The sequence below is a fragment of the Paraburkholderia sp. RL18-085-BIA-A genome (assembly GCF_046027075.1).
Lineage (GTDB): Bacteria > Pseudomonadota > Gammaproteobacteria > Burkholderiales > Burkholderiaceae > Paraburkholderia.
This window is the reverse complement of the sequence record NZ_JARESU010000055.1, coordinates 1-19,682: the sequence shown is the minus strand read 5'-3', so window position 1 is coordinate 19,682 and position 19,682 is coordinate 1. Positions and strand designations below refer to the sequence as shown.

Below are 19,682 nucleotides of genomic sequence, written 5' to 3'. Positions count from 1 at the left end.
GAATGCCAACATCGCCGCTTTTTGAAGGAAATGCGATGAGCGCTGCAATCCGATACGACTTCCGCAGCGATACCGTTACCCGACCGGGCCCTCCAATGCGTGCCGCAATGGCAGCCGCCGAAGTGGGCGACGACGTCTTCGGAGACGATCCGACCGTAAATCGGCTGGAAGCAACAGTCTGCGACATGCTCGGCAAGGAATCTGCGCTCTTTGTGCCGTCCGGCACGCAGGCCAATCTTATCGCACTCATGTCGCATTGCGAGCGCGGCGACGAGTATATCGTCGGCCAGAAAGCCCATTGCTATCGCTGGGAAGCCGGTGGAGCCGCAGCGCTCGGGAGTATTCAGCCACAGCCGTTGACCAATCAGCCCGATGGGACGCTGTCGCTCGCGGATATCGAACTGGCCGTTAAGCCTGACGATCCACACTTCGCCCGCACGCGTCTGCTCGCGCTGGAGAACACAATCGGCGGGAAGGCCCTGTCTTTGGCCTACGTCGACGCCGCCACTTCACTGGCACGCCGGCATGGCCTTTCATGCCACCTCGACGGCGCGCGTGTGTTCAATGCGGCCGCCGTACTGCGCGTTCCGGTGGCGACGCTGGTCGCACCATTCGACTCCGCATCCGTGTGTCTTTCAAAGGGATTGGGTGCGCCCATCGGGTCCGTGCTCGTCGGCTCGTCCCCTTTTATCGCGCGGGCGCGGCGGCTGCGCAAGATGCTCGGCGGAGGCATGCGGCAGGCGGGCATCATGGCGGCAGCCGGACTGTTTGCGCTTGAGCACAACGTCGATCGGTTAGACGTTGATCACACCAATGCCAGGATCCTCGCGCAGGGTTTGTCGACGTTCCCTGGCTTGACCGTGTCAGCACCCGACACGAATATCGTTTTCGTCGATGTCGCCGAAGAGATAGCAGAGGTGTTTTCCGGTCACCTGGCTGCACACGGCATTGGCGTCACGTCTGTGTATGGCACGACGCAGCAGCGCTGGGTTACGCACCTCGACGTCCCCGCGGCCGCCGTCAATGCTGCGCTCACCGTCGTGCGGGACTTCTTTGTCGGGCGATAAGGCCGTGAGTCGGCTGTTCGCCAGGCTCGGGCACGTTGGACGATAGCAAGCAGGTACACAGGTTAGTGAGAATGATCGCACAGGGGACGATGTTGAAACTTCAGAATGTTCGCACCGGCACGCGGGTTGCCGTGGGTTTTGGGCTGATTCTGTTTGCGCTCATCGCGCTGACGATTGTAGGGATCACGCGAGTCAACAAGATCAATGCGAGCCTCACGACAATCAACGACATCAACAGTGTCAAGGAAACCTATGCGATTGCATTTCGTGGAAGTGTCCACAACCGCGCAATAGCGCTGCGCGACGTGGTGCTCGTGCCGCCGGGAGAACTTTCTTCGGTGCTCTCGCGTATCAAGGAATTAAACGAAGCGTACCAGGAAGCAGCCGGTCCACTCGACAAAATGGTCGCTGTGCGCAGCGCGGCGTATAACGACGAGCAGCCCGCGCTGACAGCCATCAAGGCCGACGAGGCTCGCACGCTGCCCTTGATGGCCGACGTGATTGCAAGGCAGCAGGCGGGGGACACAGCCGGTGCGCAGCGCGTGCTGCTTGGACAGGCCCGACCGGCATTCGTCGACTGGCTGAACGACATCGATTACTTCATTGATCTCGAAGAGCAATTGAACGGCGTACAGGGAAACGCGGCGCGGGAAGTTGGGCGCACATTCCAGGTGCTGATGCTCGTGCTGACCGCGGTGGCAATCTCGATAGGCGGTGTGATTGCCTATTGGATCACGCATGACATCACGCGGGCGCTTGGCGGCGAACCGGGTCAGGTCAAGCATCTCGCTGACGCGATCCGCAGCGGCGACCTGTTGCAGGCGGTGCGGGTGCGGCCTGGTGATAGCGACAGCATACTTGCGACCATGGAGCGGATGCGCAACGCACTGCATGAGGTTGTCGAAAGTGTGCGGCAGCATGCCGACGGAGTCTCGACGACAAGTATTCAGATCACCCAGGGCAATGCAGATTTGTCGAGGCGCACCGAATCGCAAGCTGTGTCACTGCAGCAGACTTCAGCGTCGATGGATCAACTCACTGGCACCGTCAAACAGAACTCGGACAGCGCCAGGCAAGCCAGTGCAGTCGCTACGGCGGCGGAGCAGATAGCTACGCGCGGCAGTCAGACTGTGCAAAGCGTTGTTGAAACGATGGACGGAATTTCGGCATCGTCGGAGCGGATGGCGGAGATCATTTCGGTCATCGAGGCCATTGCGTTCCAGACTAACATTCTCGCGCTCAATGCGGCAGTGGAAGCTGCTCGCGCGGGCGAGGAGGGGCGTGGCTTCGCGGTTGTCGCGAGCGAGGTGCGCTCGCTCGCGCAGCGCGCGGCGACCGCTGCCAAGGAAATCAAGGCGCTTATCGATGAATCGGTCCAGCGTGTCCAGGCGGGCTCGCTCAGGGTGCGCGACGCCGGGGCGACGATGGCCGAGATTTTGCAATCGGTACGCCAGGTCAACGAGATCATGGCCGAGATCGCCGCGGCGTCGGAAGAGCAGAGCGTCGGCATCGAACAGGTCGGGCAGACAATCGTGCAAATGGACGAAGCGACGCAACAAAATGCCGCACTGGTGGAGCAGGCGTCGGCGGCTACGCGATCACTGGAACAGCAGGCGCTCGCGTTGCGCAGCGCAGTCGGCGCTTTCCGGATACGCGGTTCGTTGTCAACGGAGCGTCATTGACCCGCTCGTATAAGGCCTCGGTCACCGTTGTGGGCAGCGAACTGCTGCATGCATTTGCAACTCACTAGCTTCAACCGCGCCGTCTAAAGGGTTGCACCGTCGGGTGACCGTGAGGTGTCGGCCCGTTTTTCTCGACGATCGAACTGCACTCGCGCCGCTTCCATTTCGGTCATGTGACGTTCGGCCCAATCCCAAATTCCGCAGATTTTGTCCAGAAGGCTCTTTCCGAGCGGTGTCAGCCGATAATCGACGCGCGGCGGTATCACTGGATGCACGTGGCGCGAAACCAGGCCGTCGCGCTCAAGTTGGCGCAACGTCTTCGTGAGCATCTTCTGACTGACGCCGCCGATGTGCTCGCGTAGGCGTGAAAAACGCATCTCGCCACGAGTCCCAAGTGCATCGATCACCAGAATGCTCCACTTGTCGGCGATCTGCTCAATGATGTCGCGCGCAAGGTCGTCGGTTTTCTTTTGCGCATTGTCGTCGGCGCAAAGCGCATCGTCGCAATTTGTTGCCATGGGGAAAAGTATGGGGCCGCGAGGTGTTTGGTGGTCGCCTGATGTGGCTGACATGATCGTAAGCGTGTTCGCTTAGTCAGCATGCCTCAGCATGCCTCAGTTCCTCGGACAGCATCCGGCACGAGTGCGGTTTGTCAAACGACGAGTATCGCATGACTACCGGGACACTTGTGATTGAATTTTTATGTATGTCTGTTTCATCCCTTGGCCTCGAACGCGTGCTATCTACGAAGTGAAGTGGGTCGAAACGTCTGCCACGCCTTGTGAGCGCAAGAAGCGATCTTGTGACAAATCGTCGATGGACTGTGTCCTCTGTGCAGACCAAAATCAAGACTCCGACCAGCACGAAGGAGTATGTCATGGGCCACGCGGAAGTCCGCGAGTTGCAGATTCCAAAACCAATTGGCGGACGCTTGCCGGAGCCGCCGGTATTCGCCAGCCTCGACGATGAACGGCAACATCGCAAGCTCAAACTCGCTGCGGCATTTCGCATCTTTGCGCGGTTCGGACTGGCCGAAGGCATAGCCGGACATATCACGGTCCGCGATCCGGAGTTTCATGACCGTTTTTGGGTCAATCCGTATGCGCAGCATTTTTCGTCGATCCATCCCGACGACCTCGTTTGCATTGACGAGGAGGCCAACGTTTATCATGGGACCGGCCCCGTCAACGCCGCTGCGGCGGCGATTCACTGCGGCATCCATGGCGCGAATCCCGATGTCGTTGCAGCGGCCCATACACATACGCCTTCCGGCCGCGCGTTTTCAGCGCGCGCCCGGCTCCTTGCTCCGCTCAATCAGGAAGCCTGTCTCTTCTACGACGATCACGTGCTATTTCGCGGCGACGTAGTCGTGCTCGCCACCGAAGAGGGTCGCCGAATCGCGGAAACGATGGGTACAAAGCGCGCCGCCGTTCTGCTCAATCATGGCTTGCTGACCGTTGGTTCATCGGTCGACGCCGCGGCGTACCGCTTCATTGCAATGGAGCGTTGCTGCCAGGTGCAGTTGCTGGCGGAGGCGGCAGGTCCAATTGAGCCGCTATCGGACGAGGACGCGCGGGCAACGCGTGCGCAACTGGGGTCCGACTATGTCGCATGGCTCAACTTCCAGGGGCTCTACCAGCAACTCCTGCGCGACAGCCCTGATCTGCGCGAACTCGCGTGAACGCGGACGTCCTCATACGGACGTCCTCAGTTTGCCGCAAGCGTCGTTTCGAAGGTTGCCGTGCGGTCGCGATGGCAGCCTTCGCGATAGTCGCGCACGGCCGCGCCTAGCCATTGATCGAAGCGTTTAAGCGGCTCCCAGTCACGCTTCTGCTCGGGAAACGAGTAGTAAACCGTCTCCGGATTCGGGATCGAATGAGGATGCACCTGGACGAGTGCACCGCTGCGCAGCTCCCGTTCAATCAGGATGTGCGGAAGCAGTGCCACGCCTAGTCCGGAAATCGCGGCGTTGATTGCCATGATGAACATGTCGTAATGCTGGTTCGCCGCGCTATGTTCGGTGATCTGTGTGGACGCGCTTTCGGACCATGCAAGCCACGCGCGCGGAAGATCGCGGGTGTGAATCCAGGGTAGCGCGCTGATCGTTTCGCTGCTCAAGCTATCGCGCCTGCCGATCAACCCGGGCGCACAGACAGCCAGAATCTTATCGTCGCTCACGAGTGGTTGTCCTGGCATAGCGGGCCACAGGCTCTGTCCGAAATAGATCGCGGCATCGAAGCTTGAATTGTCGAAGAATGTCGGCTGGTCACGCCCCATGATGTGAAGTTGCAGGTCCGGGTTGAGCTCGTAGAAGTCACGCAGACGCGGAATCAGCCATTGCGATGCGAACGTGACGCCGACCGCCAACTGGATCTTCACTTCACCTTGCTTGCGCATCAGCTCGAGCGTATCGCGGCGAATCTGGTCCAGATGGACGCGAATTCGCCGCGCGTACTCTGCGCCCGCCTTGGACAGTACTAGACGCTGACGCACCCGCTCGAACAGCGGCATGCCCAGATGAGCCTCGAGCTCGTTGACCTTTTTGCAGACGGCACCATGCGTTTGCGACAGTTCGACTGCGGCTTTCGAAAAACTTTCATGTCGCGCCGCGGCTTCAAAAGCCTGTAGCGCACTGAGACTAGGGACACCGCGGCGCATCGAGAATCCTTGCTGGCGAAAAGAAATGGGCAATGGATCGTTCGATGATAGTCCTAAGGACGGCGAGGCGCTCGCCACGCTTAATCGCTGGCAAGCTGCGGCTGGCCAACGTTGCGCCAGCGGGTCTCGAGCAGCGCGACCGTGATCGAGGCGACCACCATCGTCGCGGCAATGCCGACAAATGCGAGGACAAACGTGCCGGTTGTGTCCTTTACCCAACCGATAAAATACGGCAGTAAAAATCCTGACGATACCCCTATGCTCGTAATCAGCGCGATGCCGGCCGCTGCGGCGCGATCGGTGAGGATGCGGCTAGGCAGCTGCCAGAAGGTCGTGATGCTGCAGAAGCAGGCCGCGGAGCCGATCGAGAGGGCGATGATCGACTGGTAGGGAGATTTCAGCAGTAGGGCCACCGAGAGCGCGGCCGCGCACACCAGCAGGGGGCCTGCCACATGTCGGGCGCCGACCTGGTGACGGCTAACCACACGGCCCCAGATCAGCGTCGCGACAACGGCAACGCCGAATGGAATCGCCGTGATCAGCCCGATATCCATCAGGCTGTACTTCACCCCAAAAGTGCTTTCAAACGTTTTGATGACTTGCGGAAGGAAGTAGAGCAAGCCGATGATGCCGGCGTTGGTGCCGAAGTAGACCAGACCGAGCGCCCAGACTTTCGGATTGGCGAGCGCCCGCGATGCGCTGGACGGTGAGGTGGCGGCCGCTGCCTCGGCCCGTTCGGCAGCCAGCGCCGCGGCGATTTCACTCTTTTCCGCAGCGGAAAGCCAGCGGGAGCGCGATGGGTCGTCCGTCAGCCAGAAGTAGGCAATCCCGGCCAGCATGATTGCGGGGATCCCCTCCAGCAGAAGCATCGCGCGCCAGCCGGTGATACCGAACACGTTCGCATGTGCCATCAGCCAGGTGGACACCGGTGCCCCGAGTACACCGGTCAGCGGGATTGCTGTCACGAACAGAGACATCATCCATACGCGATTGCGCGCCGGCATCCATAGCGTGAGGTAATACACCATGCCCGGAAACAGGCCGGCTTCGAACGCGCCAAGGAAGAAGCGGGCGATAAAGAGCCAGTTGGCGTTGGGGACGAAGCTCGTCAGCGAGGAGAGCAGACCCCAACTCAGAAGAATGCGCGTCATCCACAGCCGCGCGCCAAAGCGATGCATGCACAGGTTGCTCGGCACTTCGAACAGAATATAGCCGAGAAAAAACAGGCTTGCGGCGAGGCCGTATTGCGCCGTTGACATGTGGAGCTCGGCGTTCATGGTCAGGGCCGCATAGCCGATGTTCGCGCGGTCAAGCTGGTTCGCGATGTACATCACAATCATCAGCGGCGCGAGCCGCCAGGCGATCCGTTTCATCAACCGATCAGAAATCGCAGGTTTGCGCGGCCCGAAATCCATGGCTTCCTCCAGATTTACGCGTTGCGGAATGCTCTCGAGGATGATTAAGCGCGCTGACCGAGGGTACGACAATGCACGAAAAATATTGACTTTGTGAGCAAACGTCACAGATCGGGGCGGGCGCCCCGGCGATCACCAATTCGCCCCGGATGCGTTCTCAGTCGGCCACTCCTTCGCTATCCAAAAGTGTAGAGCCGGTATCCTTAGGTTTAGCAGCGGATGGTGTGCGACCGAGAAATCCCAGCACGACGAGCGCGGAGGCCAGTGTGATTGCCACGAGAATATGGAGCAGGATGCGGAACGCGCCGTCGTACGCCTGCGCGAGAATAGGCTGCCCCAGCGCGGGTAGAAGCGCGGCGGCATGGGGCAGATCGCCGGTTGCCACGCGTTGGGCGGCTTCCGCGGCGGCATCGCGCGAAACGGGCGGCAACGCTGCAAGTGCATCGGATAGCCTTAGATGCGTGAGGACCGCCAATATCGCGCCGGCGATTGCGAGCGTCATGCCCTCTCCCGCTACACGTGTCGTGCTGAAAATGCCGGTTGCCATGCCCGCACGTTCCTTTGGAACGACGCTGACCGACAAGCCATCCATCAGGCCCCACGGCAGGCCGGCTCCGACTCCGATGATGAACAGCGGAAGCGTCAGGGCATCGGCTGGCGCGTCAGGCGCGATGCCGCTGAACCAAAGCATACCGACCGCCGCTATGACGAGGCCGACCGCTGAAATGACACCGGCCGACATCCATCGCGTGAGAAATGCAGCCGTGATGGGCACAAAGAGCATCGGCGCCGATAGCGAGACCATCATCAAACCGGCGTCAATCGCAGAATGTCCTTCAATTCCGATGAATCGCGTCGGCAAGACGAGCAGCAGGGTGACGTAACAAAATGCCGTCGCGAGAGGGAGCACCTGCACGCCCACGAAGCGCGGATAGCGAAACAGCGACAGGTCGAGCATTGGCCGGGAAGCACGTTTTTCGATCCAGACGAACGCGATGAACACCGCCACGGCACCCGAGAACAGTCCAATGATCAGAGGGCTGCTCCAGCCGCTTTCCGGCCCTTGCAACAGCCCGAATGTGAAGAGTGTCAGCGCGGCGGTAAAGCTGGCGGCGCCCGGCCAATCGAGACCCATCGCATTGGGATCGTACGATTCTCTTAGCTTCGGAACGCCGAGCGCAAATCCGGTCAAGCCGATTGCGGCATCCGCCAGGAAGAACGAACGCCAACCGAACGTCTCCGTGAGAAACCCGGCGAGTAATGGGCCAAGCGCCAAGCCCACGCCGAAGGTGGTGCCGAGCATGCTGAACGCGCGGGCGCGCCCAGGTCCGTCGAACTCCTGTGCGAGCGCTGCCGACGCGCCGGCCAGGACCAATGCAGCGGCAATCCCCTGTAGCGCGCGCTGAACATCGACCCACAACAGAGTCGGCGACGCGGCGATCCCAAGTGATGTCAACGCGAAGAGGACCACGCCTATGGCGAATACACGCTTTCGCCCGAACAGATCGGCGAGCGCTCCCGAGGCCATCAGACTGCTGCCGAAGCTCAGCATAAAGGCGTTGAGAATCCAGTTGACCGCCACTGGGCTGCCTCCCAACGCGGTGCCGATGGCCGGCGCGGACACGGCCGCACCGCCGAAATTCAGCGGCAGCACGAGCACTGCGATGCAAATGCCCACGAGGATCAGCATCTGTTGCGAGGCGCTACGTGGGGCTGCTGCGTCTACTGTTGGCATGACACTGGCCGGGGCGGCCGGTCGTACTGCGGACGGGGTACCGCTCTTTTCCTGCACTGGCTATCTCTCTCTTCAACTTCTACCATTAAGCTCATCTGGACACGCGAATTCGCTCGATTCAATTCCGCGCTAACGCGATGCGGTCTGTCTATGGCCACTCACCTCCCGGCCTGCATCCGCTTGTATGCCGAGAAAGTAAAGAACCGAGAACAGCACCAGCACAGCCACTAGCTGGAAGGCGACCCGGAAATCGGCCAATGAGAGCTGAGCGTGATTTCCATGAATCAGGACCGCAACGTGCAGCGCGATCGCACCAAATGCGATGCCCAGACCGATGGTCATCTGCTGGACCATACTGAAGAATGTGCTCGCTGAACTCATTCGCGCCGCTGGGACGTCCGCAAACGCGAGCGTGTTGATGCTTGTGAATTGCATCGATCGGCACAGGCCGCCGACCAGCAGCACCAGCATGATCAGCGCGCGCGGCGTGTCCGGCGAGAGCAGGCTGCACAACGCGATTGTGGCCGCGGTAAGCACCCCGTTGACGATCATTACCCTGCGAAAGCCGAAGCGTTTAAGGATCGGCGTGGTGACGGTCTTCATGCCCAGATTGCCGGCCGCGTATGCGAGCACCAGCAAACCCGCAGCGAATGCATTCAACCCGAAGCCCAGTTGGAACAGCAGCGGTAACAGGAAGGGTGAGACGCTAACCGAGACGACGTATAGCGAACCGCCGTCGAGGGTCACGCGGAACGTCGGAATTCGCCAGGGCGAAAGATCGATCAGCGGATGCTCGGCGCGGCCGAAATGTCGGATGGCCAGGACCGCAGCGACAAAACCGCAGATCAGCGCGGCGGTCGTGATGCGCCAGTCGCTATGCAGTTGCCCGATCAGGACCATGCCGTACATCAGGCACGTCAGCGCGATACCGCTCAGTACGAACCCCGGCACATCGAAGGGACGGCGGGTGGGTTCGCGGTAGTTCGGAATGAATAGGGCGGTTAGCGCCAGACCCAGCAAACCGATCGGTATGTTTAGTAGAAAGATCCACCGCCAGTTGAAATAGGTCGAGATAAATCCTCCCAGCGCTGGACCCAACACCGGAGCGGCGAGGCCAGGCCAGGTGATATAGGCTATCGAGCGCATCAGGTGACGCTTCTCGGTGCTGCGCAGCACGGCGAGGCGGCCCACCGGCACCATCATCGCGCCGCCGATTCCCTGCAGGATCCGCGACACGGTGAATTCGACGAGGCCGTTACTCAGCCCGCACAGTATGGAGGCGCCGGTGAACACGATGATCGCGCCACCGAACACCGAACGTTGCCCAAAGCGGTCGGCCACCCATCCGCTGATTGGAATGAAGACCGCGAGCGCCAGCAGATAGGCGGTCATGCCGATACTCAGGCTCACGGACGTGACGCCGAACGTGGCGGCCATGTGGGGCAGGGCGGTCGCGATTACCGTCGCATCCAGATTCTCCATGAAATAGGCACTGGCGACGATCAGCGCGATGATGACTGACTGGCGGCTTGACAAAGACATGGACGGAGAACGGAATTCGGGTTGTGCGGCAGCGCCTCAAACGCTTCAGATTGGAGCGTTTGCATTTGATGGCCGTCAAAGATGGGACTCGCTTCGAGGTAGCCTGAGATAATGCATGGCAGCGCCCGGGTGCCTGGCGAGACTCTTCCTCGTACCCGGACGATATACTCTACCAAATCATAAGTCGTCACGTGAAGACTTATTTTCAAAAGTGCTGGACACAGGAGCGTCATGAAGGCCAAACCCAGGGATGTTGCAGAGCCGGGCAGCAAGACGGCAGCCGGTCGCGCGCCGATCAGGCGGGCGATGAAAAAGGCACCGCAGCGTTTGCCACGCGCGGAGCGTCAGGCGCGTGTGCTGGAGAAGGCCGCCGAATATTTCGCCGAGCACGGTTTGACCGCGCAGACTCGCGCGATTGCCGAGGCTTGTGGCGTGTCGCAACGTTTGCTGTATAGCCTGTTTCCTAGCAAGGCCGCGTTGATCGACGAAGTTTATAAGCGCGAAATCGTCGGAACCTTCAAGGCGATGTGGTTTGTTCAACTGAAAGACCGCAGTGTGCCGATTGAAAGCAGACTCAATACTTTTTATCGCGACTACTACGATACCCTGCTGACGCGGCAGTGGCTTCGCCTGTTTCTCTACTCTTCGCTTGAAGATTTGCAAATGGCACCGACGTACACGAACGCCGTCGTGACGCATGCGCTTGAGATCATTGTCACTGAGACGGCGCACGAATTGGGATGCGGCGTACCGGCCGATCCGGCGCATCTGATCGAGGTGGGCTGGCTGCTGCATGGGGCGGTATCCCACCTTGCGATTCGCCGCCGTATTTATTCCAACGACAACACCACGCCCAGCGACGCGGTGATTGCGATGCACGTGCGCGCCTTTCTCACGAGCGCGCCAGCGCTGCTTCCGGCGCTGGAAGGTTCCTGAGCGTGACGCGCTAGCGGCCTCGCCCAGCGCGGAAAACAGCCATCAAGCGACGCGCGGACGCGCGCATCGCGGACCGCTTCGCCGCACGGTGTAATTGACCGAAGTCAGTCACCGATCGCATGGACGTCTGGCTCCCGGTTCGCTTGCCCGCGCATCAGCAGGAGCAGCGCGATAAGCACAATGACTATCGTCAGGCCGACAAACAGCAGCGTCGCGCGTTGAATGCCGGCGAGCTGCACGGCGATGCCCAGACCAATCACAGGTAGTGACTTCGCCACATAAGGCACGACGAAAAAGCTCGACGTGACTTCCGCTCGCCGGTGCGCGGGACCCGCGCCAGATCGTCGGTTTTCCTTTGCGGATTGTCGTGCGTTGTCGTGCGCGTAAGCACCGTCGTAGCAATTAGTTTCCATGGGGAAAGTATGAAACCGTCAGGTGCCTTCTTGTGATCGGCGGATGCCGCTGAAATAATCGGCTCGCCTGCCTGTCCGATGGGCACGTCGCCATTTGTCAGATCGCATTCGACCCGGACGCGCTGCTCGATGTAGTGCATTGATTTGAGAGCTTCACATGACTATTGAAACAATCGCAATTGAAGGTTTAACGACCCCCGTCTCACGCGTCGGCCTTGGCACCTGGGCCATTGGCGGATGGATGTGGGGTGGCACCGACGAGAAAGACTCGATCGCGGTGATCCGCCGGGCGCTCGACAGCGGTGTCAATCTGATCGATACAGCGCCGGTGTACGGTTTCGGCGCTTCGGAGGAAATCGTTGGCAAGGCGCTGGCCGACGGGTATCGGCACAAGGCGGTCATCGCAACCAAGGTCGCGCTGGAATGGCACGACGGCACGGTATTTCGCAATTCGTCGCCGGAGCGCATTCGTCAGGAAGTAGAGGACAGCCTGAGGCGCTTGCGGACAGATTACATCGATCTGTATCAGGTCCACTGGCCCGACCCGCTCGTGCCGGTCGAAGAGACCGCCGCGGTGCTCGACGATCTGCGCAAAGAAGGCAAGGTGCGGGCGCTGGGCGTCAGCAACTTCTCGCCTGCGCAAATGGATGCATTCCGGCGCGTGGCGCCGCTGTCTGCCACTCAGCCGCCGTATAACCTGTTCGAGCGAGATATCGATCGTGACGTGCTGCCGTACGCAAAACAGCATGGGCTCGTCGCGCTTGCCTATGGAGCGCTGTGCCGCGGACTGCTGGCGGGGCGCATCGGCGTCGAGACGCGCTTTGAGGGCGACGATCTGCGCCAGCGCGATCCGAAGTTTTGCGCGCCGCGTCGCGAGCAATATGTCGCGGCCGTGAAAGCGCTGAACGTGTTCGCGCGCGATAACTTCGACAAGTCGGTGCTCGCGCTGGCGGTGCGCTGGGTGCTCGATCGCGGCCCGACGATCGCGCTATGGGGCGCACGTCGTCCGGCGCAACTGGACGGGATCGAAAAGGTGTTCGGCTGGCGCCTCGACGAGAAGGCGTTCGCGCAGATCGACGCGATTGTCGCGAGCTTCGTCAAGGATCCTGTGGGGCCGGAGTTCATGGCGCCGCCGCAACGCTTGCTCGTAGCGTGAGAGGGGAGCATTGAACATGAGAACCCTTCGACGCACCTTCATGATCCATTCGATCGGCGCCGCTGCGCTTGCGATCACCGGACGCTCCGTCTGGGCGGCACCCCCGCAGCTTCAGGAGAGCGATCCCGCTGCGCAGGCGCTCGGCTACAAGGCCGATGCAACCCGGGTCGACCACGCGAAATATCCCCGTTTCAGCAACAACCAGCGCTGCGCGAACTGCCAGTTCTACCAGGGTAAGCCGGCCGACGCCAATGCGCTCTGTGCGTTGTTCGGCGCAAAGCAGGTGAGCGGCGCCGGATGGTGCAACGCCTATCAGGCAAGAGCATGAACGGCATGCGCAGGTAAGGCGATTATCAGGCAGCGCCGGCAGGTGTGGCGTGCGTCGACAACAAGGAGTCAACGGATGGAACTGATTGTGAATGGCGTGCATCACAAGGTCGACGCCGACGCGAACATGCCGCTGCTGTGGGCGGTGCGGGATCTGCTGGGACTGCATGGCACCAAGTTCGGTTGCGGCGTGGGCGCGTGCGGCGCGTGCACCGTCCATCTGGATGGCGTGGCAGTGCGTTCGTGCGTCACGTCGCTTGCGGATGTGCAAGGAAAGTCCGTGACGACGATCGAAGGCCTGGGCAAAGGCGGCGAACATCCCGTGCAGCGAGCGTGGAAAGCCGCGAATGTGCCGCAGTGCGGCTACTGTCAGCCTGGCCAGATGATGCAGGCTGCGTCGCTGCTCAAACAGACGCCGAAGCCAAGCGACGAGCAGATCGTCGAAGCGATGTCCGGCAATGTCTGCCGCTGCGGCACCTATCAACGCATCAAGGTTGCCATCAAGGCTGCGGCGGAGCAGGCGTCATGAGCGAGATCGTCAATTTGAGCCGACGCCGGGTACTGAAGGGCACATTGACGGGCGGCGTGGTGCTGGGTCTGCATGTCGGCGGCGCGCGCCTGGCGTTTGCGGCGGCCCCGCTCGCCTCGGCAACCGGTGTCAAAGCAGTGTTTGCGCCGAACGTCTATGTGTCGGTCGCGCCGTCTGGCGAGATCGTGCTGGTCGTGCATCGCTCCGAGATGGGCACCGGCATCCGTACCAGCCTCGCGATGATCCTCGCGGACGAACTCGATGCCGACTGGAACACAGTCAAGGTTGTGCAGGCGCAAGGCGATGCGAAGTACGGCGACCAGAATACCGATGGCTCGCGTAGCATCCGCCAGTTCTTCCAGCCATTGCGCGAGGCTGGCGGCTCCGCGCGGCAGATGCTGATCGCGGCGGCCGCTGCGCAGTGGCGCGTGAGCCCGACGAGCTGCCGGACCGAACCCGGCCACGTGGTGCATGCGGCGAGCGGGCGGCGCGTTTCATACGGCGCGGTGGCGGAGGCTGCGGCGCGTCAGCCGGTGCCCGGCCGCGACACGTTGCAGCTGAAAAACGAGGACACGTGGCGCTATATCGGCAAGTCCCTGCCAATCGTCGATCTCGACGACATCGTTCATGGCCGCGCGACGTACGGCATCGATGTCGTGTTGCCCGGGATGACGTATGCGTCGGTCGAACGTTCGCCCGTGTACGGCGCAACGCTCAAAAGCGTCGACTCGACTGAAGCGATGAAGGTGCCCGGCGTGCTGCACGTCGTGCGCATTTCTTCAGCGCCGCTTCCCGCCGGCTTCCGGCCACTGGGCGGCGTCGCCGTGATCGCGACCAACACCTGGGCCGCGCTGCAAGGGCGCCGGAAACTCAAGCTCGAATGGGACCTCGGGCCGAACGGCGCGTACGATAGCGACGCGTATCGCAAGGCGCTTGAAAACACTGCGCGGCAGCCCGGGAAGGTCGTGCGCAACAACGGCGATACCGCGGGAGCGTTGAAGAACGCCGCACAACACGTGTCGGCGGACTATTACGTGCCGCATCTGGCGCACGCGGCGATGGAGCCGCTGGCTGCGACTGCATCGTTTGCGAACGGCGCAGTCGAAGTCTGGACCGCCACGCAAAATCCGCAGCAAGCACGCACGACTGTCGCGCAAGTACTCGGCGTGCAGGAGCAGGCCGTGACAATCAATGTCACGTTGCTCGGCGGCGGCTTCGGCCGCAAGTCGAAGCCGGATTACGTGGCCGAAGCCGCGTACCTGGCGCGCGAGGTCGGCGCACCCGTCAAGCTGACGTGGACACGTGAGGACGACATACGTAACGACTACTTCCATGCCGTGTGCGCGCAGCACATGGAAGGCGGCCTCGATGGGCACGGCAAGACGATCGCGTGGTTGCACCGGAGCGTGTTTCCGTCCATCGGTTCGACGTTCACGCCGAACGTGATTTATGGTTCGGCGGGCGAACTCGGTCAGGGTGTGACTGACATGCCATATCAAGTCGCCAATGTGCAGTGCGAGAACGGAGCGGCGCCGGCGCATACACGTATCGGCTGGTATCGGTCGGTGTATAACATTCCGCACGGATTCGCGCTGGGCTCGTTCGTCGACGAACTCGCCGCTGCAGCGCGGCAGGATCCGGTGCAGCATCTGCTCGCGCTGCTGGGCAGTCCTCGCCATGTCGATCTGCATGCGCTGGGGGTCGATTATCCGAACTACGGCGCGTCGATCGACGAGTATCCAATCGATACCGCGCGCTATGCAGCTGTGGTCCGCGCGGCGGCGGTGCGTTCGAACTGGGCTGCGGCGTTGCCCGCTCGCCACGGGCGCGGGATCGCTGTCCATCGCAGCTTTCTGACCTACGTTGCCGCGGTCGCGCAGGTGCAGGTAGCCGAGGATGGCTCGGTACGGGTGACGCGTGTCGATCTGGCGATCGACTGCGGACGTATCGTCAATCCCGACCGCGTGATTGCGCAGTTCGAAGGCGCGGTGGTCATGGCTCTCGGTAATACGCTATACAGCGAACTGACGTTTAGTCACGGGGCGGCCGAGCAGTCGAACTTCACCGACTACCGGGTCGCCCGCATCGACTCCGTGCCGGAAACTCATGTCTATATCTTGCCGAGTGCTGCGCCGCCTGGCGGCGTTGGCGAACCGGGCGTGCCGCCGACAACGGCGGCGATCTGCAACGCAATCTTCAATGCGACAGGCACGCGGATTCGGGCGTTACCGGTGGATAGCGCGCTGTTGAAGCGGGCGTGACCAGCACAGTCACTGATCTGCCGATGGTCGACGCGGTGTGAAATGTGGCTCATCGGCCACGTCTCATTGTGTCGCGCCGACTTGGCGTAGAGCGCCCTCTGCAGCCGGATTGTGTTGTGCGATCGCCATTTGCAATGCGGTTCCGCCGCGCGCATCGACATGATTCGCGTTGGCGCCGTGTGCGACGAGCACCGGAATCATATCGAGTCGGCCGAATAGCGCGGCAAACGACAATGCCGTTTCCCCCGCGTTGTTGGTTTGATCGATGTCGCAATGCGTGTCCAGCAACATCGTGGCAATATTCGTCTCGCCTTTGAAGAGCGCCCCCATCAGAGCCGTATTGCCATGCCGGTCGGCCGCGCAAGCGTTGGCGCCTGCAGCAAGGAGGGCCGTCAAGGTTTCCGGGTGATTGTCGTACGCGCTAAGGATCAGCGCGGTATAGCCTTCGGGCGTCGTTGTCTCGAGCGGGAAATGGGCAGCGATCAAGGCCTGAACAATATCCGTGCGTCCCTCACGCGCTGCGGCAAACCAGTCTTCAGTGTAACGCGGTGTGTCCGTCACGGCCGAATACGTTCCCGCCTGATACACATGCTGCGCGCAACTCGCTGTCAACAGTGCGGTTAGGGTGATGGCCGCCACGGTCCGAACAAGGCGCCGGGCAGCAAAAGAACATCGCATCGCGTCCTCCATGAGAAAGCATACCTATTCAGTGGGGAAACCTGCTTGCGCAGGCTCCCCCATTTCGCTTAGTTGTCGCTCAGGTGTGCCGCCGCATCCTTCACGCGCGTGACATCCGCATGGGTCGCACGTGCGAGGCGGGTGCCATAGTCGGCATCAGCCTTATAGAAGTACGAGAGCATCGCGTACTTGTTCGCGTCGTTGGTCACGCGGCCAAGGTCGCCCGACAGTGCCGTGATCAGGTCTGTCTTGTCGGTATCGGACAGCGTCCGGTAGTACTCGCCGGCCTGACGGAAGTCGAGTGTTTTGTGAATCGCTCTTTGCTGGGTCGTCCCCTGCAGCGGCGTCTGCACTGACTTGTACTTGTCCTGTTGTGCGATTTCGGCGATTCCGGATGGCTCGTAGTTCACTTCGCCCTTACGATCTCCCCCATTCATCAGGCCGTCCTGGTTGTTGTTGGAAACCGAGAACAGCGGACGGTTGATCGGCAACTGGTTGTAGTTCGGGCCAAGGCGATACATCTGTGTGTCGGCATAGGCGAACAGGCGCCCCTGCAACATCCGGTCCTCTGAAGGTTCAATCCCCGGCACGAGGCGCGACGGTGCGAATGCCGATTCTTCCGTGGACTCGAAATAGTTATCCGGAATGCGGTTGAGCGTCATCGTGCCCACCTTCTGCTCGGGGATGGACGACGGCCATACCTTCGTGTCATCCAGCGGATCGAAATCGAACTTGTCCAGATCCTTTGGCGAGAGTACCTGGATGTAAAGGTCCCACTGCGGATACGAATGCGCCTTGACCGAGTTGTACAGGTCATCGGTCATCAGATTCCAGTCGGCGCCGATCGAGTGCGGGATATCCTGGGGGCGAATGCCCTGGATACCCTGACGGCTCTTCCAGTGAAACTTCACGTAGTGAACTTCGCCTTTCGCATTGACGAACTTGAAGGCGTGCACACCGAAACCGTCCATGTGGCGATACGAATCCGGCATGCCCTCGTCCGTGTAAAGGTGCGTGAGCATGTTGGTTGCTTCGGGCGAATGGGCGAAAAAGTCGAACGCCAGATTCGGATCCTGCACACCGGTCACTGCCGAGGGTTTGTTCGCGTGTACGAAGTCAGGAAACTTGATGGCGTCCCGAATGAAGAAGAGCGGCCAGTTGATGCCGACCATGTCCCAGTTCCCTTGCTGCGTGTAGAACTTGATGGCGAAACCGCGCGGATCTCGTGCCTGCTCGGGCGAGCCGCGATAGCCCATCACCGTCGAGAATCGAACGAAGACCGGGGTCTTCGATCCAGGCGTGAACACCTGGGCAGAGGTCAGGGAACTGATGTCTGCAGACGGCACGAACTCGCCAAAGAGACCTGTGCCACGCGCATGCACGACGCGCTCGGGTATGCGCTCCCGGTCGAAGCGCTGCAGTTTCTCGATGAGATGAGAGTCCTGCAAAAGGACCGGACCTTCGGGACCCGCGGTCTGGGAGTTCTGGTTGTCGCCGACCGGCGACCCGCTATCCTGAGTCATACCCGCCGCATGCGCCATTGGAGCGAGCGCAATTGCTGAGACGATCGAGAAAATGCTTGCGGCAATCTGTGTCTTCGGTACTTTCACTTTGTATTCCTGGTTCAAAGGGGGCGGAGGAATCGTATTACTTAGCCGTTCTTTTATCCAATCTCTTCTTCCTATCATTTCAATAGCCGCCGAATTACTTTGGAAATGAAAAGCATTAGAGGAGGCGAAAGAACAATGAAGGTGCATTGCTCTGCAGAGAGATTGAGCAATGCTGCCATGTGCATACCGTGATCGCTATAGGTGGGGCAGGTGCTGTACGCCTCACGCAGATCAACAAACTAAAATTTGATTGAGGACTTTCGCGCATGCATTTATGAGCAATCTATTCATTTATTAAAGTTCTGGAGGGAAATTTACATTGTTGCTTATATCGAATTAATTGCGCTTCATAGTTACGTAAAACGGATCTGCGGCTCGGCTGGCAACGGTCCCGAAGCGTCCAGACCAATTCCGATCTTTGCCAGAATATGGAATCCTGATCATTTTTGTCTCGATCGCCTGATGTTCCGTCCTACCGCAAAATCTCATATGCGCCCGTGTGACGCGAGCAGGGTCGTCGGAAACAGGCAGATGGGCGATTTCACATGCATGTTCTGATTGCGGCAGGGCACGCCATCGTAGTCGACTACCGTGCCATCCGATGTCTGTCGGTCTCGGGTGGGATGGCGCAATTGCGGCTGTGTCGCGCAACCGGTTAGCACGATCGCAAAGGCAAAAACTGTACAAAGTCGTTTCATGACCTGTTCTATCGTGGTTGGTCTGACGCGAACGTCGAGACGAGTGAATCGGACCGATTCCACCAGCCGCCGCCCACGGCTTGAAAGAAGGCTGCCGTACCCGCCAGTTTGGCGGCCCTTGCCTGTATCGACGCAATGCCGCGCCATGTGCCAGGCCTGCTCCGCGGTCAGCACTGACAGATAAAGCGCTTCGGCTTCGGGCTGAAGCTCCGCTTTCTCGAACTGCAATTTGACGTTCGCGAGCGCCTCGGGCGACAGGTCCACGGTATTGGGCAGCAGGGGAGCCCGATCGACTGACCCCTGGCAGCGCTGACTCGATAGCCGCGGGGGGAGTCCGCGAGTGACGGGAAAACAAGGCACCACAAAGAACGAGGATGCTCGCTTCCCCGACAGACAGCTGCAGACGCTTGCGAAAGCGAATGTTCACGAAAGCTCTCGATGGTTGAACAAACCTTGGAACTCTGAGGTATCGCGACGGCTTCCCTCAGTGCTGGAGAGCGTATTTTCGTGTTGCGTGTCTGATTAGGAAGTGGCGGGGAGATGTCATTTCGGACATCTTGGGATGGCACGCGCAGAATGCGCCGTCGGCCTGCCGACGCAAGGCGGACGCGGGCGCGCCATCTTGCACGGATCAGCTAACGGAACGCTGCGAGAAAAGAATGCCGCGCGATTGCGCGGCACGCCGACTCAGGGTGTCACTCGGTAACGGAAGGAAAGTAAAGCGTGAAGGTCGTCAAGCCGGCGCGGCTCACGACGTCGACTCGGCCACGATGCAACGCCATGATCGATCGCACGATGGCGAGGCCGAATCCCATGTTCTTCGCCGACCCTTGCCGCGCGGAATTGACTCGATAAAAGCGGTCGAAGATCTTGCCGATATGCTCCGGCGGAATGGTTTGGCCGGTGTTCGTGACTTCCACGGCGACGTACTCGTCAGACCGGTAGGCGCGCAGCGCGATCTTCGATTCGGCGTCA

The 19,682-nt window shown here is 60.6% G+C and carries 19 protein-coding genes; 8 read left to right on the top strand and 11 right to left on the bottom strand.

The window, feature by feature from the left end:
• Positions 1-35 precede the first annotated feature (35 nt).
• Positions 36-1,067, top strand: a complete 1,032-nt coding sequence (gene ltaE / locus P0D89_RS29415; RefSeq protein ID WP_408361904.1) for a low-specificity L-threonine aldolase — start codon at positions 36-38, stop codon at positions 1,065-1,067.
• A gap of 89 nt (positions 1,068-1,156) precedes the next feature.
• Positions 1,157-2,749, top strand: a complete 1,593-nt coding sequence (locus P0D89_RS29410; RefSeq protein ID WP_408377598.1) for a methyl-accepting chemotaxis protein — start codon at positions 1,157-1,159, stop codon at positions 2,747-2,749.
• Positions 2,750-2,832: 83 nt separating this feature from the next.
• Here the strand turns inward: P0D89_RS29410 and P0D89_RS29405 are convergent, their stop codons facing one another.
• Positions 2,833-3,321 carry a winged helix-turn-helix transcriptional regulator gene (locus P0D89_RS29405; RefSeq protein ID WP_408361906.1) on the bottom strand — a complete coding sequence of 163 codons (489 nt, stop codon included), beginning with the start codon at positions 3,319-3,321 and terminating at the stop codon, positions 2,833-2,835.
• A gap of 305 nt (positions 3,322-3,626) precedes the next feature.
• Between P0D89_RS29405 and P0D89_RS29400 the strand changes: the two genes are divergently transcribed.
• Entirely contained in the window at positions 3,627-4,430 is an 804-nt protein-coding gene (locus tag P0D89_RS29400) for a class II aldolase/adducin family protein (protein WP_408361907.1), read from the top strand.
• 26 nt (positions 4,431-4,456) lie between these two features.
• Here P0D89_RS29400 and P0D89_RS29395 read toward each other — a convergent pair whose 3' ends face one another.
• The 4 genes from P0D89_RS29395 to P0D89_RS29380 all read right to left on the bottom strand — a co-directional run bounded on the left by P0D89_RS29395 (position 4,457) and on the right by P0D89_RS29380 (position 10,099).
• Complete coding sequence (locus P0D89_RS29395; protein WP_408361908.1) at positions 4,457-5,407, bottom strand: LysR substrate-binding domain-containing protein; 951 nt, start codon at positions 5,405-5,407, stop codon at positions 4,457-4,459.
• Between the two features lie 80 nt (positions 5,408-5,487).
• Positions 5,488-6,822: an MFS transporter gene (locus tag P0D89_RS29390; RefSeq protein WP_408361909.1), complete on the bottom strand. Its 1,335-nt coding sequence runs from the start codon at positions 6,820-6,822 to the stop codon at positions 5,488-5,490.
• A 157-nt stretch (positions 6,823-6,979) separates the two neighbouring features.
• The gene (locus P0D89_RS29385) at positions 6,980-8,557 is read right to left on the bottom strand and encodes an MFS transporter (protein WP_408361910.1); all 1,578 of its coding nucleotides are present in this window, start codon (positions 8,555-8,557) and stop codon (positions 6,980-6,982) included.
• 129 nt (positions 8,558-8,686) lie between these two features.
• Complete coding sequence (locus tag P0D89_RS29380; RefSeq protein ID WP_408361911.1) at positions 8,687-10,099, bottom strand: MFS transporter; 1,413 nt, start codon at positions 10,097-10,099, stop codon at positions 8,687-8,689.
• A gap of 231 nt (positions 10,100-10,330) precedes the next feature.
• On the opposite strand from P0D89_RS29380, the gene P0D89_RS29375 reads away from it, so the two are divergent.
• Entirely contained in the window at positions 10,331-11,035 is a 705-nt protein-coding gene (locus P0D89_RS29375) for a TetR/AcrR family transcriptional regulator (protein WP_408361912.1), read from the top strand.
• Between the two features lie 104 nt (positions 11,036-11,139).
• Here the strand turns inward: P0D89_RS29375 and P0D89_RS29370 are convergent, their stop codons facing one another.
• Together P0D89_RS29370 and P0D89_RS29365 are read right to left on the bottom strand one after the other, a co-directional pair.
• Positions 11,140-11,295: a hypothetical protein gene (locus P0D89_RS29370; protein WP_408361913.1), complete on the bottom strand. Its 156-nt coding sequence runs from the start codon at positions 11,293-11,295 to the stop codon at positions 11,140-11,142.
• Positions 11,292-11,588, bottom strand: a complete 297-nt coding sequence (locus tag P0D89_RS29365) for a hypothetical protein (RefSeq protein WP_408361914.1) — start codon at positions 11,586-11,588, stop codon at positions 11,292-11,294. Before P0D89_RS29365 ends, P0D89_RS29370 begins: the two co-directional genes overlap by 4 nt.
• A 17-nt stretch (positions 11,589-11,605) precedes the next feature.
• Here P0D89_RS29365 and P0D89_RS29360 point away from each other — a divergent pair, with 17 nt between their 5' ends.
• The 4 genes from P0D89_RS29360 to P0D89_RS29345 all read left to right on the top strand — a co-directional run bounded on the left by P0D89_RS29360 (position 11,606) and on the right by P0D89_RS29345 (position 15,721).
• Positions 11,606-12,604 carry an aldo/keto reductase gene (locus P0D89_RS29360; protein WP_408361915.1) on the top strand — a complete coding sequence of 333 codons (999 nt, stop codon included), beginning with the start codon at positions 11,606-11,608 and terminating at the stop codon, positions 12,602-12,604.
• Between the two features lie 16 nt (positions 12,605-12,620).
• Positions 12,621-12,932 (top strand): high-potential iron-sulfur protein, encoded by a 312-nt coding sequence (locus tag P0D89_RS29355; RefSeq protein ID WP_408361916.1) that lies wholly within the window; start codon positions 12,621-12,623, stop codon positions 12,930-12,932.
• A gap of 75 nt (positions 12,933-13,007) precedes the next feature.
• Positions 13,008-13,460, top strand: a complete 453-nt coding sequence (locus P0D89_RS29350) for a (2Fe-2S)-binding protein (RefSeq protein WP_408361917.1) — start codon at positions 13,008-13,010, stop codon at positions 13,458-13,460.
• On the top strand, positions 13,457-15,721 hold the full coding sequence (locus tag P0D89_RS29345; RefSeq protein ID WP_408361918.1) for a xanthine dehydrogenase family protein molybdopterin-binding subunit: 2,265 nt from the start codon (positions 13,457-13,459) through the stop codon (positions 15,719-15,721). The genes P0D89_RS29350 and P0D89_RS29345 overlap by 4 nt, the downstream gene beginning before the upstream one ends.
• Positions 15,722-15,784: 63 nt before the next feature.
• Here P0D89_RS29345 and P0D89_RS29340 read toward each other — a convergent pair whose 3' ends face one another.
• The 4 genes from P0D89_RS29340 to P0D89_RS29325 all read right to left on the bottom strand — a co-directional run.
• Positions 15,785-16,399 carry an ankyrin repeat domain-containing protein gene (locus P0D89_RS29340; RefSeq protein WP_408361919.1) on the bottom strand — a complete coding sequence of 205 codons (615 nt, stop codon included), beginning with the start codon at positions 16,397-16,399 and terminating at the stop codon, positions 15,785-15,787.
• 68 nt (positions 16,400-16,467) lie between these two features.
• Positions 16,468-17,940 (bottom strand): catalase, encoded by a 1,473-nt coding sequence (locus tag P0D89_RS29335; protein WP_408361926.1) that lies wholly within the window; start codon positions 17,938-17,940, stop codon positions 16,468-16,470.
• Between the two features lie 554 nt (positions 17,941-18,494).
• Entirely contained in the window at positions 18,495-18,971 is a 477-nt protein-coding gene (locus P0D89_RS29330; protein ID WP_408361920.1) for a hypothetical protein, read from the bottom strand.
• 431 nt (positions 18,972-19,402) lie between these two features.
• A partial coding sequence (locus P0D89_RS29325; RefSeq protein ID WP_408377595.1) for an ATP-binding protein occupies positions 19,403-19,682 on the bottom strand: 280 nt, incomplete at its 5' end.

Coding starts and splice junctions, on each gene's coding strand:
- ltaE (WP_408361904.1), top strand. CDS start 36: ATGAGCGCTGCAATCCGATACGACTTCCGCAGCGATACCGTTACCCGA.
- P0D89_RS29410 (WP_408377598.1), top strand. CDS start 1,157: ATGTTGAAACTTCAGAATGTTCGCACCGGCACGCGGGTTGCCGTGGGT.
- P0D89_RS29405 (WP_408361906.1), bottom strand. CDS start 3,321: ATGTCAGCCACATCAGGCGACCACCAAACACCTCGCGGCCCCATACTT.
- P0D89_RS29400 (WP_408361907.1), top strand. CDS start 3,627: ATGGGCCACGCGGAAGTCCGCGAGTTGCAGATTCCAAAACCAATTGGC.
- P0D89_RS29395 (WP_408361908.1), bottom strand. CDS start 5,407: ATGCGCCGCGGTGTCCCTAGTCTCAGTGCGCTACAGGCTTTTGAAGCC.
- P0D89_RS29390 (WP_408361909.1), bottom strand. CDS start 6,822: ATGGATTTCGGGCCGCGCAAACCTGCGATTTCTGATCGGTTGATGAAA.
- P0D89_RS29385 (WP_408361910.1), bottom strand. CDS start 8,557: ATGCCAACAGTAGACGCAGCAGCCCCACGTAGCGCCTCGCAACAGATG.
- P0D89_RS29380 (WP_408361911.1), bottom strand. CDS start 10,099: ATGTCTTTGTCAAGCCGCCAGTCAGTCATCATCGCGCTGATCGTCGCC.
- P0D89_RS29375 (WP_408361912.1), top strand. CDS start 10,331: ATGAAGGCCAAACCCAGGGATGTTGCAGAGCCGGGCAGCAAGACGGCA.
- P0D89_RS29365 (WP_408361914.1), bottom strand. CDS start 11,588: ATGCACTACATCGAGCAGCGCGTCCGGGTCGAATGCGATCTGACAAAT.
- P0D89_RS29360 (WP_408361915.1), top strand. CDS start 11,606: ATGACTATTGAAACAATCGCAATTGAAGGTTTAACGACCCCCGTCTCA.
- P0D89_RS29355 (WP_408361916.1), top strand. CDS start 12,621: ATGAGAACCCTTCGACGCACCTTCATGATCCATTCGATCGGCGCCGCT.
- P0D89_RS29350 (WP_408361917.1), top strand. CDS start 13,008: ATGGAACTGATTGTGAATGGCGTGCATCACAAGGTCGACGCCGACGCG.
- P0D89_RS29345 (WP_408361918.1), top strand. CDS start 13,457: ATGAGCGAGATCGTCAATTTGAGCCGACGCCGGGTACTGAAGGGCACA.
- P0D89_RS29340 (WP_408361919.1), bottom strand. CDS start 16,399: ATGCGATGTTCTTTTGCTGCCCGGCGCCTTGTTCGGACCGTGGCGGCC.
- P0D89_RS29335 (WP_408361926.1), bottom strand. CDS start 17,940: ATGGCGCATGCGGCGGGTATGACTCAGGATAGCGGGTCGCCGGTCGGC.